This is a genomic window from Rhizobium sp. X9 (genome assembly GCF_018873185.1).
In the GTDB taxonomy this organism is placed as follows: Bacteria; Pseudomonadota; Alphaproteobacteria; order Rhizobiales; family Rhizobiaceae; genus Agrobacterium; species Agrobacterium oryzihabitans.
On sequence record NZ_CP071311.1, the window covers coordinates 2061939 to 2076298 of the forward strand.

Annotated in this window: 14 protein-coding genes; 7 read left to right on the forward strand and 7 right to left on the reverse strand. The window is 59.7% G+C overall.

What is annotated here, in order from left to right; translation table 11 throughout:
* Window positions 1–4 precede the first annotated feature (4 nt).
* The 3 genes from JZY08_RS10115 (at window position 5) to JZY08_RS10125 (ending at window position 1994) form a co-directional block, all read left to right on the forward strand.
* On the forward strand, window positions 5–718 hold the full coding sequence (locus JZY08_RS10115) for an ABC transporter substrate-binding protein (protein WP_216331543.1): 714 nt from the start codon (window positions 5–7) through the stop codon (window positions 716–718).
* A 99-nt stretch (window positions 719–817) separates the two neighbouring features.
* A complete protein-coding gene (gene pth, locus JZY08_RS10120; protein ID WP_216330059.1) occupies window positions 818–1534 on the forward strand; it encodes an aminoacyl-tRNA hydrolase in 717 nt (238 codons plus the stop codon).
* 7 nt (window positions 1535–1541) lie between these two features.
* On the forward strand, window positions 1542–1994 hold the full coding sequence (locus JZY08_RS10125; RefSeq protein WP_216330060.1) for a GNAT family N-acetyltransferase: 453 nt from the start codon (window positions 1542–1544) through the stop codon (window positions 1992–1994).
* A gap of 3 nt (window positions 1995–1997) precedes the next feature.
* Here JZY08_RS10125 and clpS read toward each other — a convergent pair whose 3' ends face one another.
* Window positions 1998–2309 carry an ATP-dependent Clp protease adapter ClpS gene (gene clpS, locus JZY08_RS10130; protein WP_035242132.1) on the reverse strand — a complete coding sequence of 104 codons (312 nt, stop codon included), beginning with the start codon at window positions 2307–2309 and terminating at the stop codon, window positions 1998–2000.
* 252 nt (window positions 2310–2561) lie between these two features.
* Here clpS and ychF point away from each other — a divergent pair, with 252 nt between their 5' ends.
* The 3 genes from ychF to JZY08_RS10145 all read left to right on the forward strand — a co-directional run bounded on the left by ychF (window position 2562) and on the right by JZY08_RS10145 (window position 4954).
* A complete protein-coding gene (gene ychF, locus JZY08_RS10135) occupies window positions 2562–3665 on the forward strand; it encodes a redox-regulated ATPase YchF (RefSeq protein ID WP_137038030.1) in 1104 nt (367 codons plus the stop codon).
* Between the two features lie 351 nt (window positions 3666–4016).
* Window positions 4017–4490: a MaoC family dehydratase gene (locus JZY08_RS10140; protein WP_216330061.1), complete on the forward strand. Its 474-nt coding sequence runs from the start codon at window positions 4017–4019 to the stop codon at window positions 4488–4490.
* Complete coding sequence (locus JZY08_RS10145; RefSeq protein WP_216330062.1) at window positions 4487–4954, forward strand: MaoC family dehydratase; 468 nt, start codon at window positions 4487–4489, stop codon at window positions 4952–4954. The genes JZY08_RS10140 and JZY08_RS10145 overlap by 4 nt, the downstream gene beginning before the upstream one ends.
* Before the next feature lie 276 nt (window positions 4955–5230).
* On the opposite strand, the gene JZY08_RS10150 is transcribed toward JZY08_RS10145, so the two are convergent.
* The 4 genes from JZY08_RS10150 to petA all read right to left on the reverse strand — a co-directional run bounded on the left by JZY08_RS10150 (window position 5231) and on the right by petA (window position 8817).
* Entirely contained in the window at window positions 5231–5773 is a 543-nt protein-coding gene (locus tag JZY08_RS10150) for an adenine phosphoribosyltransferase (protein WP_003494623.1), read from the reverse strand.
* A gap of 218 nt (window positions 5774–5991) precedes the next feature.
* Complete coding sequence (locus JZY08_RS10155) at window positions 5992–6876, reverse strand: cytochrome c1 (RefSeq protein WP_035220199.1); 885 nt, start codon at window positions 6874–6876, stop codon at window positions 5992–5994.
* Between the two features lie 22 nt (window positions 6877–6898).
* On the reverse strand, window positions 6899–8224 hold the full coding sequence (locus tag JZY08_RS10160; RefSeq protein ID WP_216330063.1) for a cytochrome b N-terminal domain-containing protein: 1326 nt from the start codon (window positions 8222–8224) through the stop codon (window positions 6899–6901).
* Between the two features lie 14 nt (window positions 8225–8238).
* Entirely contained in the window at window positions 8239–8817 is a 579-nt protein-coding gene (petA, locus tag JZY08_RS10165) for a ubiquinol-cytochrome c reductase iron-sulfur subunit (RefSeq protein ID WP_216330064.1), read from the reverse strand.
* 308 nt (window positions 8818–9125) lie between these two features.
* Between petA and JZY08_RS10170 the strand changes: the two genes are divergently transcribed.
* Entirely contained in the window at window positions 9126–10058 is a 933-nt protein-coding gene (locus JZY08_RS10170; RefSeq protein WP_216330065.1) for an endonuclease/exonuclease/phosphatase family protein, read from the forward strand.
* 9 nt (window positions 10059–10067) lie between these two features.
* Here the strand turns inward: JZY08_RS10170 and JZY08_RS10175 are convergent, their stop codons facing one another.
* Both JZY08_RS10175 and JZY08_RS10180 read right to left on the reverse strand, forming a co-directional pair.
* Window positions 10068–11936, reverse strand: a complete 1869-nt coding sequence (locus JZY08_RS10175; protein WP_216331544.1) for an ABC transporter ATP-binding protein — start codon at window positions 11934–11936, stop codon at window positions 10068–10070.
* A 311-nt stretch (window positions 11937–12247) separates the two neighbouring features.
* Window positions 12248–14098, reverse strand: a complete 1851-nt coding sequence (locus tag JZY08_RS10180) for an ABC transporter ATP-binding protein (protein WP_216330066.1) — start codon at window positions 14096–14098, stop codon at window positions 12248–12250.
* Window positions 14099–14360 lie beyond the last annotated feature (262 nt).

The following is a 14360-nucleotide window of genomic DNA, read 5'->3' on the forward strand; positions in this document are numbered from 1 at the left end:
GATGATGGGATTGATCCGCTTTTGTCTGGTCTTTCTTGCTTTCGCCAATCCTGCCTGTGCGGCCAAGCTTTTCCTGACGACCGAGGTCTACCCGCCCTACAATCTGCAGGCGAGCGACGGCAGCGTACGTGGCGTCTATATAGAACAGCTCAAGATCGTGCTTGAGGAAACCGGCACCGATTACGAGGTCACCGTCATGCCCTGGGCGCGGGCAATCGCCATGGCGACGATGCAGCCCATGCATTGCGTCTTCGCCACGGCAAGAACCGCCGAACGCGAAAAGCTCTTCAAATGGGTCTCGCCGATCCACAGCGACCGCAACATCCTCGTGGCGCGTCGCGAGGCGGATATCGATGTTTCAAGCCTTGAGGACGCCAAGAAATACCGGATCGGCACCCAGCGCGGCGACTATACCGAAGCCCTTCTGGAAAGGCTCGGTTTCCCGCAGGTGGATGTCGGTGCGGACTTCCAGATCACGCTTCACAAGCTGAGGGCGGGAAGAATCGACCTGATGCCCATGTCGGAGAGCACCTTCAAAAGCCTGCCCGCCGACACATTCAAGGAAGTGATAACCTTCACGCGCCAGCAGCTGGGTCTTGCCTGCAACAAAAGCGTGCCCGACGCGGTCATTGCGAAATTGCAGGCCCGGCTGGACAGGCTGATCGCCGATGGAACACAACAGCGCATATTCGACCGCTACAAACTCGTCAGCCCCTGAACACCTTTCAGTGTCTCCATAAACTCATAAAATGATTGACAGCCGACCGATTTCGGGGTGGTGACAACAGCATCGTCAGGCAAAACGCGGACATGCTCCATGAAGATCATCGCAGGACTCGGTAATCCCGGCTCGCAATATGCGGGAAACCGCCACAATATCGGTTTCATGGCCGTCGATGCGCTGCAGCGCCTGCCCTCCTTCTCGCCCTGGGCGAGAAAATTCAAGGCGGAGATTTCCGAAGGCGAGATTGGCGGCGAAAAGGTCCTGCTGATGAAGCCGCTCACCTATATGAACCTTTCCGGCGAATCCGTCGGCGAGGCGATGCGCTTCTTCAAGCTCACGCCGGTGGACATCATCGCCATCCATGACGAACTCGATCTCCCCGCCGGCCGCGCACGCATCAAGACCGGCGGTGGCCATGGCGGCCATAACGGCCTGAAGTCGCTCGATGCCCATTGTGGCAAGGAATATCGCCGCCTGCGTCTCGGCATCGGCCATCCCGGCGACAAGGAGCGCGTGCATGGCCATGTGCTCGGCGATTTTGCCAAGTCCGACCGGGTCTGGCTGGAGCCGCTGCTGGACGCCATTGCCGACAATGCCGCCATGCTGGTGAAGGCGGAGGATTCGCAGCTAATGAACAAGCTGGCGCTTGCCACCGGCGGCAAGCCGGAAGCGGAAAAACCGGCGAAGGCTGCCAAGCCCGCCGCGCAATCCCACATCCATCAGGCACGCAACAACGCCCAGCCGAAAAAACTGCCGGAAACCGGCCCCATGGCCGAAATGCTGAAGCGGATGTTCGGCAAGAAGGACTAGGTTTCGCATGTCTTCAGCAACCCTCGTCCTGCGCGAAGCCGGCTCCGCCGATCTGCCCGGCCTGCTTGAGCTTTATCGGGCGCTCAATCCATCCGACCCGCAACTGACGGCACAAGAGGCAAGAGCCGCTTTCACCGCAATGCTCGGCCAACCCGGCCTTGCCGTGTTTCTGGCAATGGAGGCCGGAGAACCCGTCGCGACCGCCACGCTTCTGGTCGTTCCGAACCTGACACGCGCCGCCCGCCCCTATGCCCTCATCGAAAACGTGGTAACGCTGGAAACCCATCGCGGCCGCGGCTATGGCCGCGCGGTGGTACGCCATGCCATCGAGGCCGCTTTTGCCGCAAATTGCTACAAGGTGATGCTGCTGACCGGCCGACAGCGTCCCGAGGTTCACGCCTTTTACGAAAGCTGCGGCTTTGTCCAGAACAAGACCGGTTTCCAGATCCGGCAGGATTGACGCTCACTCCTCCGGTTCGGTGGTGAACATCAGCGGAAAACCAGCCTCCTTGCCAAGATCGGTCGCCTCCTTGGCCTTTGTCTCGGCAATGTCGCGCTCGCAGACGACCACGACCGCGCTGCCGAAGCGATGCGCCGTCATCATGACGCGGTGGCCGGTGTCCTCGCTCATGCGGAACACGGCTTTCAGCACCACGGTTACGAATTCGCGTGGCGTATAATCGTCATTCAGCAGGATGACCTTGTAAAGTTTCGGCCGTTCCAGCTTCGGTTTGACTTTCGGTTTCGGTTTGAGATCGACAGGACTGTCACTCATCATTGTCGCCCGTAATTGTCACTCAGATATTGCGCATGGGGAAACCCCCATTGATGACGAAAGATCGGTCGCTCGACCGGCGCATATTGCGCCGCAACCGCAGCATCGACAAGCCCGGCATGTCGCCCGCGCGAAATTCCGCACCATTCGCAGGGCTTTGCCCGCCCAAATCGGCCCACGGGCTTGACCTTGCCCTGCCCTTTCCTCAAAAGGCTCCTCAACGAATTCTTTCAAACGGACAGGTTTCAAGCCATGGGCTTCAAATGCGGTATCGTTGGATTGCCAAATGTCGGCAAGTCCACCCTCTTCAACGCGCTGACGAAAACGGCCGCCGCGCAGGCCGCCAACTATCCCTTCTGCACCATCGAGCCCAACACCGGCGAAGTGGCCGTGCCGGACCCGCGCATGCAGCAGCTTGCAGCCATCGCCGGCTCGAAGGAGATCATCCCGACCCGCATTTCCTTCGTGGACATTGCCGGCCTGGTGCGCGGCGCATCGAAGGGTGAAGGTCTCGGCAACAAGTTCCTGGCCAATATCCGCGAAGTCGATGCTGTCGTGCACGTGCTGCGCTGCTTCGAAGACGACGATATCACCCACGTGGAAGGCCGCATCAATCCGGTTGGCGATGCCGACACGATCGAGACGGAGCTGATGCTCGCCGACCTCGAAAGCCTGGAACGCCGCGTCGAGCAGACCCGCAAGCGCGCCAGCAGCAAGGACAAGGAATCCCTCGCCCAGCTGCCTGTCATGGAAGCCGTCATCGCGCTGCTCAACGACGGAAAGCCGGCACGCCTGCTTTTGAAGACGCTGGCGGCCGAGGAGATCGAAATCCTCAAGGGCCTCAACCTTCTGACGTCGCACCCCGTGCTTTATGTCTGCAACGTCTCGGAAGCCGATGCATCGTCCGGCAACGAGCACACGGCAGCCGTCGCGGCGATGGCAAAGGAACAGGGCGCGGAATGCGTGATCATCTCGGCGGCGATCGAGGCCGAAGTCGCGCAGCTTCCTGCCGATGAAGCCGAAGAATTCCTCTCGGCGCTGGGGCTTACCGAAGCAGGTCTCGACCGGCTGATCCGCGCCGGCTATCACCTGCTTGACCTCATCACCTATTTCACCGTCGGCCCGAAGGAAACCCGCGCCTGGACGATCGTCCGCGGCACCAAGGCTCCCGCCGCCGCCGGCGTCATCCATACCGATTTCGAACGCGGCTTCATCCGCGCCTTCACCATCGGCTTTGACGACTACATCGCCTACAAGGGCGAAGTCGGCGCCAAGGAAGCCGGCAAGGGGCGCGACGAAGGCAAGGAATATGTCGTTCAGGACGGCGACGTCATCCATTTCCGCTTCAATACCTGATCTGTTCTGGAACCATTTGCTTTGCTCCGCCGAATTGCATCTTGCCATTCGGCGGAGCGGAGAAAGTCTGGATCGCCGCTGGAGAGTGGCGTTTAAGATGAAAAACTATCCCCAAATCCGGCGTCCTCCTCGGGCTTGACCCGAGGACCCATACTCTTGTAGCGGGTATGCCATGGATCCTCGGCTCAAGGGCGAGGATGACGGCGGAGGGGTATAGGCCCTGCGCCACACAGTCCCATACAACGCGGCATCTGCCCTCATCAGAATATCCTCACCCTAGATTTGACCTTTACGTAAAGGGAAAAATCATCTTAGATGCCGGCGATATTGACTGTGCGAAGGGAGGAAACCATGGCGCCGGTCGCGACATATGCCTATGAGGATTTTTCCGCCGGGCGGGAATTTCCACTTGGACCGCAATCGATTTCCGCGGAACAAATCATCGCTTTTGCCAGTGAGTTTGACCCCCAGCCCATGCATCTTTCAGAAGAGGCGGGCCGGCAGAGCATTCTCGGCGGACTGGCGGCTTCCGGCTGGCACACCTGCAGCCTGCTGATGCGGATGATGGCGGACAGCTACATCTCCGATTCCACCTCGCAGGGCAGCCCCGGTATCGATTATGTCGATTGGAAGAAGCCCGTTCTGGCGGGCGACACGCTTTCTGGAAAATCCATCGTGCTGGAGCAGCGGCCTTCGGGCTCACGGCCCGGCATCGGCCTCGTAAAATTCCGCCACGAGCTTTATAACCAGCGCGGCGTTCTCGTGTCACACGGCGAAAATACCGTGATGTTCCGCATGCGCGCGGATGGAGGCGTTACAGCATGAGACTGGCAGAACTCTCCCCCATCGGCGAACGCGTCACCCTCGACACGCTGCATTTTTCCGCCGAAGACATTATCCGTTTCGCCCGCGATTTCGATCCGCAGCCCTTCCACCTCGATGCGGAAGCTGCAAAGAACAGCGTTTTCGGCGCGCTCTGCGCGTCCGGCTGGCATACCGGTGCGGGCTGGATGAAATGTTTCCTCTCCCACTGGGCAAAAGAGGTGAAGAGGCTGAGACAGCAGGGCCTCGAACCGCCGAAACTCGGCCCCTCTCCCGGCTTTCGCGAGTTGAAGTGGAAAAAACCGGTCTTTGCCGGTGACAACGTGACCTATTTCGTCACCCTGCTCGATGCCCGCCCGCTGGAATCAAGGGCCGGCATCTGGCTGAACACCACCTTCAATGAAGGCGTAAACCAGTCGGGCCAAACCGTGATGACCTTCCAGAGCGGAGTTCTGGAGTTCGAATAAACCCACCGGGGCAAAATGGCTGCTGCCGATTGCCCCGGACCGACCCCAGAGCGTTTTCCCGATCCGAAAAAAAGCGAGAGCGCTCTGAGGCGTGCGGGGGCGTTACCCCCCTCTGCCCTGCCGGGCATCTCCCCCTCAAGGGGGGAGATCGATATGCGGCGAAGTTTCGCCCATCTCAGCCTTTGCGAATGAAGTGGTGGAAGAGCGTCTTGCCGATCTCCCCCCTTGAGGGGGAGATGCCCGGCAGGGCAGAGGGGGGTAGCGCGCCCACACGCCTCAATGCCCCGAAAATTCCACCAGCGTCCGTACCTCGACACCGAGGTCTTCCAGCTTCTTGCGCCCACCAAGATCGGGCAGATCGATGACGAAGCAGGCGGAGACGATTTCCGCACCCATCTGCCGCAACAGCTTCACCGCGCCTTCGGCAGTGCCGCCGGTCGCGATCAGATCATCGACAAGAATGACCTTCTCGCCGGGCTGCACGGCGTCCACATGCATTTCCATCTCATCCACGCCGTATTCAAGGCTATAGGCCACGCGCACGGTGGTATGTGGCAGCTTGCCCTTCTTGCGGATCGGCACGAAACCGGCCGACAGCTGATGCGCCACCGCTCCGCCCAGAATGAAGCCGCGTGCTTCCATGCCGGCAATCTTGTCGATCTTCGTGCCCGCATAGGGCTGCACAAGCTCGTCCACCGCCCGGCGGAAAGCGCGCGGATTGCCGAGCAGCGTCGTGATGTCCCGGAAGATGATGCCCGGCTTCGGATAGTCGGGAATGGAGCGGATGGCAGCGGAAAGCTCCGAAGCGATAACGGTCATGGTATTTCCAGTTACAATGGGAAATGGATCAGAAGGTTCGGGGCACCCTATCAACTTGACGGCTGCGGACCAACTAAAAAGGACCGGCGAAACCGTCAGCGGGCGAAGCCACTGGCAGATATCGGGATGCGGATCGCCGTCATGACATCCCTCAACACATGAAAAGGCCCCCAGGGCAAGACCATGGGGGCCAGTGATTGCAGCCATTTAAAACCGGCTCAATGTTCCTTGCGGGCGTAGACCGATTTCTTGGTGAGATAGATCAGCGCCGTGAAGATGAACAGGAACACCATGACCATGAAGCCGGTGCGCTTGCGCTGTTCCAGATGCGGCTCTGCGGCCCACATCAGGAATGCCGACACGTCCTTAGAATATTGGTCCACCGTCTGCGGCGCACCGTCATCATAGGTGACCTGATCGGCACTGATCGGCGGCGCCATCTTCAGCGCCACGGCGCTGACGAAATACGGGTTGAAATGCGTGCCTTCCGACACTTCAACGCCGGCAGGTGCATCCTGATATCCGGTCAGCAGCGCATGGATGTAATCCGGGCCGCCTTCCTGATAACCGCCGATGATGGGGATCATGTCGATGATGAATTGCGGGAACCCGCGTTCAACACCGCGTGCCTTGGCAAGCAGCGACATGTCGGGCGGGGCGGCTCCGCCATTGGCGGCGGCTGCCGCCTCATGGTTCGGGAACGGCGAGGGGAAATGATCGGAAGGCACGGCCTTGCGATTATACATTTCGCCTTCAGCATTCGGCCCGTCCTGCACTTCATATTCAGCGGCGAAAGCCTTCACCTGCTCTTCCGAATAACCGAGATCCCCGAGCGTGCGGAAGGAAACAAGGCTCATCGAATGGCAGGCGGAGCAGACTTCCTTGTAGACCTTGAGGCCGCGCTGCAGCTGGCCCTTGTCATATTTGCCGAATGGTCCGGCGAAAGACCAGCTCTGCTCCTCGGGCTTGATGACCGGGAAGTGACCGCCGGCGATCGCGTGTTCCGTCTTGGTGGCAAGATCATGGCTCTCCTCCGCCGCAAAAGCGGCGGCGGAACAGCCAATGGCGGCGATGAGCGCGATGCTCGTGAGAAGCGTCTTCATTGTCGTCATCCTTCCTTCGCGCTCAGATCTGGGCGGCCGCTGGCGCGGCACCCTTCTTGGCGGCGTTCTTTTCAAGAACGGCCTCGGTAATCGAATTCGGAATACGCCGCGGCGTTTCGACCAGACCGAGGATCGGCATGATGACGAGGAAGAACCCGAAATAATAGAACGTACCGAGCTGGGAAAAGCCAACATAGTTGCCTTTTATATCGCCGAAGAAGATCAGCCCGATCAAGCCGCTGCCCTCCGCAGGGCGTGAACCCAGCCAGCCGAGCACGATGGCGTTAACCACGAACAGCCAGAAGAACATCTTGTACCAGGGGCGATAGACGGCGGAGCGAACCTTCGACGTATCGAGCCAGGGCAGGAAGAACAGCACGATGATCGCCCCGAACATCACGAGAACGCCACCGAGCTTGGAATCGATCGGCCCGATGTTGACGGTAACGGCGCGCAGCATCGCGTAGAACGGCAGGTAATACCATTCCGGCACGATATGCGCTGGCGTCTTCAGCGGGTCCGCCATGATGTAGTTATCAGGGTGGCCGAGGAAGTTTGGCATGTAGAAGATGAACCACGCATAGGCGATCAGGAACACCGAAACGCCGAGCGCATCCTTCAGCGTCGCATAGGGCGTGAAGGGAACCGTGTCGGTCTTGCTCTTCACTTCCACACCGGTCGGGTTCGTCTGGCCGGTCACATGCAGCGCCCAGATGTGCAGGATGACGACACCCGCGATCATGAACGGCAGCAGGTAATGCAGCGCAAAGAAGCGGTTGAGCGTCGGATTGTCCACCGCGAAGCCACCGAGCAGGAACTGCTGGATCCATTCACCCACAAGCGGGAAAGCCGTGAAGAAGCCGGTGATGACGGTCGCGCCCCAGAAGGACATCTGACCCCAGGGCAGAACGTAGCCCATGAAACCCGTCGCCATCATCAGCAGATAGATCACACAGCCGAGAATCCAGAGGATTTCGCGCGGCGCCTTGTAGGAGCCGTAATAGAGGCCACGGGCGATGTGCAGGTAAACCGCGATGAAGAAGAAGGACGCACCGTTGGCATGCATGTAGCGCAGCAGCCAGCCGTGGTTGACGTCACGCATGATCTTTTCGACGGAATTGAAGGCAACCGTCGTTTCAGCAGCATAGTGCATGGCAAGCACGACGCCGGTGAGGATCTGCACGATCAGCATCACCGAAAGCATCGCACCGAAGGTATAGGCGTAGTTCAGGTTACGCGGGACAGGATAGGCAACGAAGCTGTCATAGATCAAACGGGGCAAGGGAAGCCGCGAATCGATCCACCTCTCGATGCCGGTGGACGGCTGATAACTGGAATGGCCACTCATGAATATCTGTCCCCTTATCCGATCTTGATCACGGTATCGGATGTGAATGCAAATGTCGGGATGGCGAGGTTCTGCGGCGCCGGACCCTTACGTATGCGGCCCGCCGTATCGTAGTGCGAGCCATGGCAGGGACAGAACCACCCGCCGAAATCGCCGGCCTGGCCGAGCGGAACGCAACCGAGATGGGTGCAGGAACCGATCATGACGATCCAGTTCTCCTTGCCCTGACCGGCGGAGCGGTCGATATCCGTCGCCTGCGCGTCGGCAGCGATATTGGCATTGCGTGCCACCGGATCCTTGAGATCGCCAAGAGCGACGGCCTTGGCTTCCTCGATTTCCTTTTCCGTGCGGTTGCGGATGAAAATCGGCTTGCCGCGCCACTTGACGGTGAGCGACATGCCCGGCTCGACCGCCGCGACATCTACCTCGATGGAGGCAAGCGCCAGCGTCGATGCGTCTGGGCGCATCTGGTCGATGAAAGGCCATGCGACTGCAGCGGCACCAACGGCGCCCGCCATTCCGGTTACTAGATATAGAAAATCGCGACGGGTCGGTTCACCCGAGGCGTCGTGATTGGTTACGTGCTCGCTCACCGCTACACCATCCTCTGCGCTGTTTTTGCCGTAAATCGCATGAGTCCTCCCGCTATGATTTGATCCAGGACAAACTCCGTCCCATCGTCCTGGACACAACTGCGGCATAAAGAAACCGCGTCATTCTGTTTGATCGCAAAATATTGACTGACTTGGCAAGAGCAAAGCACACAAAGCTGCCGTAATTCTGTCTGGAGAGCCGGATTTGTTTCTCATTTTTCGCGGGCCTTGGCAGGCGGGCAACATTGTGCGCACCCTTGCACCATGTTAGGAGACGCGCAGGGAGAGCTTGGAAAGCAGGGATTCGGATGACGGCGAAGCTCGCTTGCATGGTCTCCACCGTGGTGGCTGCCGTTCTTTTCATTGCCAGCCTGCGTTATGTGACCGATTTCTGGCTTTTGGCCTTCGTCACAAGTTTTCAGCTTCACATCGCCATTGCCTGTATCCTGCTGTCATGCCTGATATTCTGGCTCACGCGCGACGCGATTTCCGCTGTTCTGGTCGTCTGGTCGCTTGCGCTCGCCATCCATGCCGTCGCCATGCTCATGGAATTTTCCACCTCCGCCACCGCTGCACCCGGGGCCAGGCCTTTCCGGCTATTGTCCTTCAACGTGCTGATGGACAATGCCGCCAATGCGGATGCGATTGCCGATACGGTTCTCGAATCGGGCGCGGATGCAGTCTATCTGTTCGAGGCGACGGCGCTGCAATCGGTTCTGCCGCGCCTGCAGCAAACCTACCCATACAGGCTCGGCTGCTTTTCCGGCACGCCGACCTGCGATCTGCTGATCCTGTCAAAGCGGCCTTTGCTGGAAGGCCGTTTCCACAGCCTCAGCGATCTGCGCCGCGACCGCTTCGCCATCGCCAGCATCGATTTCGACGGCACGGAACTGACGCTCGCCGCCGGACATATCACCAAACCCTATTTCGACGATTATCACCGCGACGAGCTGGACGAAATCAGCGAGATTCTGTTTCGCGTCACCGGGCCGCTCATTCTGGCCGGAGACTTCAATTCGGCAAGCATCGCTCCCGACATGCGCGATTTCCTCGCCGCCAACGATCTGAAGAAAGCCCCCTGGGAACCTGCCACATGGCCGACCAGAGCAGGCCACTTCGGCATCGCCATCGACCACATCTTCGCCCGCGAACCGGCGACGCTGATGAAAACCACCCGCCTGCCCAACCGCCTCGGCTCCAATCACTATGGGCTGCTGGCCGATTTCATGATCGGAAAATAATCACCGGTCCTATTGGGCGGCCTCATCGGCGGCAAGAAAACCGCCCGACTGTCGTGCCCACAGCTCCGAATATAGACCGCCCTTCGAGACCAGATCGGAATGGTTGCCCTGTTCGACGATGCGGCCCTGATCCATGACGATCAGCCGGTCGAGAGCAGCGATGGTCGAGAGCCGGTGGGCGATGGCCAGCACCGTCTTGCCCTGCATCAATTCATCCAGATTGCTCTGGATCGCGGCTTCTACCTCCGAATCGAGCGCAGAAGTCGCCTCGTCGAGCACGAGGATCGGGGCGTCCTTCAGCATCACGCGGGCGATGGCAATGCGCTGCCGCTGGCCCCCGGACAGTTTCACACCGCGTTCGCCGACATGCGCGTCGAAGCCTAAGCGGCCGCGCTGGTCCACCAGCCTTGTGATGAAATCATCCGCCTTGGCCCGGCGCGTCGCCTCCAGCAATTGCGCTTCGGTGGCATCCGTGCGGCCGAACATGATGTTGTCGCGGATAGAACGATGCAGCAGCGACGTATCCTGCGTGACCATGCCGATATGAGCGCGCAGCGATTCCTGGGTCACCCTGGCAATATCCTGCCCGTCGATCAGGATACGGCCTTTTTCGACATCGTAAAAACGCAGGAGCAGATTGACGAGCGTGGATTTGCCCGCGCCGGAGCGCCCGACGATGCCGACCTTCTCTCCGGCCTTGATATCGAGGTTGAGATGATCGATGACGCCGTTCGCCCGCCCGTAATGGAAGCTGACGTTTTCAAAGCGGATGCTCGGCCTCTTCACGACAAGCGCCGTCGCATCCGGCGCATCGACGAGGCCGATCGGCTGCGAAATCAGCTCCGCCGCATTCTGCACCGTGCCGAAATTGCGCATGATGCCGTTAAACTGCGTCATCAACCGTCCGAGCAGAAAATTGAGGCGCAGGACCAGCGCCAGCGTGAAGGCGACCGCGCCGGAACTGATCTTGCCCGACAGCCAAAGATCGATGCACAGCGCCGCCATCGACGTGATCATTACGCCCGATAGCAGCGCCATGGAGGCGCGCACGCCGGTGATGAAGCGCGTGAACGTCATCGTCGCGTTCTGGAAGATATCGAAGCCCTGCCGCATGTAGCGGTCGTTGGCATCGTCGCGGCCGAACAGCCTGAGCGTCTGGATATTGCTGTAGGCGTCCACCATGCGGCCGGAGAGCATGGAGGCGGCTTCGGCCGTCTCTTTCGAATGGTAGCGGATGCGCGGCACGAAATAACGCGCCAGCGCCGAAAAGATCAGCACCCAGACAAGCACGACGACCGCCAGTCGCCAGTCCAGACCGCCGATCAGAAACAGCATCGAGACGGAGTAGATGCCGACGAACCAGACGCTTTCCATCAGCGAGGTGACGAGATCGCCTGCCGCCTGCCCGCCCGACCAGACCTTGGTGACGATGCGGCCGGAAAAATCATTCTGGAAAAAGGTCAGCGATTGCCGCGCCACATGCATGTAGGATTGCCAGCGCACCAGATTGTAAAAGCCGGGCGTGATGATCTGCTGATCCACCAGTGCCGTGATCATCGTGACGATGAAGCGCACGACGCCGATCAATACCAGCATGCCGACCAGCTCGCCGCCATGGGCGGCAAGCAGGCCGGCCCAGCCTTCATCCGGTTTCACGGTCGAGAGAATATCCACCAGCCGCCCGACGAACCAGAACAGCGCCGCCTCAATGGCCGCCGTCAGCCCGCCCAGCACCAGCATCGCGAAAAACGGCGCCTTGGCCTGAGAAATATAGAACCAGATGAAGGCGAATGTGTTTTCGGGCGGCCGCAGATCGTCCTTTCGGGCGAAGGGCTTGATCCAGTTCTCGAAGAACTCGAAGATGCGCGTAATGACCATGATCCGGATATAGGCGGATTCCCGTTGGGGGAACAGCCGCTGAGCCTTGGGGAAGAGATTATATTTCGGTAACATTCGGGAAATGAAAAAGGGCGAGAAACGTTCCACCGGGCTCTGGATCGCAAACAAACATGCGCCCTCTCTCCGGCGTCAGCCCAGCTCGCTCCGGCGCGTCCCAGCTCGCTCCGCCGTCATCCTCGCCCTTGAGGCGAGGATCCACCCGCAGTCAAAGACATGGGTCCTCGGGTCGAGCCCGAGGATGACGTTGAGTTTGCCGTGAGGGCGGGATCACTCCCGCCCTCACGCTTTCCTTACTCCGCGGCCACTTCCGCCTCATGGTCGGCGATGAAGCCGCCGGACTGGCGACGCCAGAGATCGGCATAGATGCCGCCCATCGCCGCCAGTTCCGCATGGCTGCCCGATTCCACGATCTGGCCCTTGTCGAGGATGATGAGCCGGTCCATTTCGGTCAGCGTCGACAGGCGGTGGGCGATCGCAATCACCGTCTTGCCTTCCATCAGCGAGAACAGGTTCTCCTGGATCGCCGCCTCGACTTCACTGTCAAGCGCCGAGGTCGCCTCGTCCAGCACCAGAATCGGCGCATTCTTGAGGAACACACGCGCAATCGCGATGCGCTGACGCTGACCGCCGGAAAGCTTCACGCCGCGTTCGCCCACCTGTGCATCGAGGCCCTGCCGACCATGCATGTCGACAAGCGTTTCGATGAAGTCCCAGGCATTCGCCCGCTTCGCCGCCGCGATCACCTGCTCGTCCGTAGCCTCGGGATGACCATAGGCGATGTTGTCGCGGATCGAACGGTGCAGCAGCGAAGTATCCTGCGTCACCACGCCGATCAGCTCACGCAGGCTGTCCTGCGACACCTTGGAGATGTCCTGCCCGTCGATGGTGATCCTGCCCGCCTCCAGATCGTAGAAGCGCAGAAGCAGGTTCATCAGCGTCGTTTTGCCCGCACCCGAACGCCCGACGAGGCCAACCTTCTCGCCCGGCTTGATGTCGAGCGTCAGCCCGTCGATCACACCCTTGTTCTTGCCGTAGTGGAAGCGGACGTTGTCATAGCGGATGGCGCCCTGGGATGCCGCAAGCTCCGGAGCTTTCGCGACATCGACGATATCGTGCGGCTTCGTCATCATCGACATGCCGTCATAGACCGTGCCGATGTTTTCAAACAGCGAGGTGACTTCCCACATGATCCACTGCGACATGCCGTTGACGCGCATGGCAAGGCTGATGGCGATGGCAACCGAGCCGGCCGTGACCGAACCCTGCATCCAGAAATAGAGACCAAGTGCTGCCGTGGAAAACAGAACCACGGCATTGTTGAGGTCGATCAGGATGTTGAAGCCGGAAATCTTGCGCATCTGGCGGTGAACGGTTCCGAGAAACACGTTCATGCCCTCACGCGCATATCTTTCCTCACGCCCCGCATGCGAAAACAGCTTGATCGTCGAGATGTTGGTGTAGCTGTCGACGATACGCCCCGTCATCATCGAGCGCGCATCGGCCTGCTCCTGCGCCAGCCGGCCGAGTTTCGGTACGAAATAGGCGAGAATGCACATATAGATGCCGAGCCACGCCAGGAGCGGAATGACCAGCCGCCAGTCGGCCGCCGCAACCATGAACAGCATCGAGACGACGAAGCTGATGGCGTAGACGAAGACGTCGATCACCTTCAGCGCCACTTCGCGGATCGCCAGCGCCGTCTGCATCACCTTGGTCGAAACCCGGCCCGCAAACTCGTTGGCGAAAAAGTTCATGGAGTGGCGCAGCAGGAAGCGATGCATCTTCCAGCGTGCGATCATGCCGAAATTGCCGGCAAGCGTCTGGTGCATGGTCATGGTATGGACCGCACCCATCAATGGCAACACGATCAGCACCAGTCCGGCCATGACGATCAGATGCCAGCCCTCATCGGCAAAAAACGTCTCGCGATTGGCGGTGGAAAGCCAGTCGACGATGCTGCCGAGGAATTTGTAGAGCATGGCTTCCGCAACCGCGATACCCATGGACATCAGGCCGAGCAGCAGCAGCCATGGCCATGCAGGCTTCACATAGTGCCACAGGAACGGCAAAAGCGTCTTCGGCGGCACGGACGGCGTCGAAGAGGGAAAAGGATCAAGGCGTTTTTCAAACCAGCCAAACATAGGCCAAGCTCCGGCAATCAATCGCCCCATCGTGAAAGGTGAGCAAACACAAATATGGCTCACGACGGAACGGAAAAGTCTTTGGATATGGCCGTGACAGCCACATGACGAATCGAAGTATGGGAAACGCGGTCGAACCGCGGAGTAACACCTAGGCCAGCAGCAGCACTACTGGGGCCGGGAGGTGAATACGAATGTCATTTTGCATGAGAACCTCCCTAGCTGGTGTTGAAGATGTGGCCTTGTAGCGTAAAAATTAATC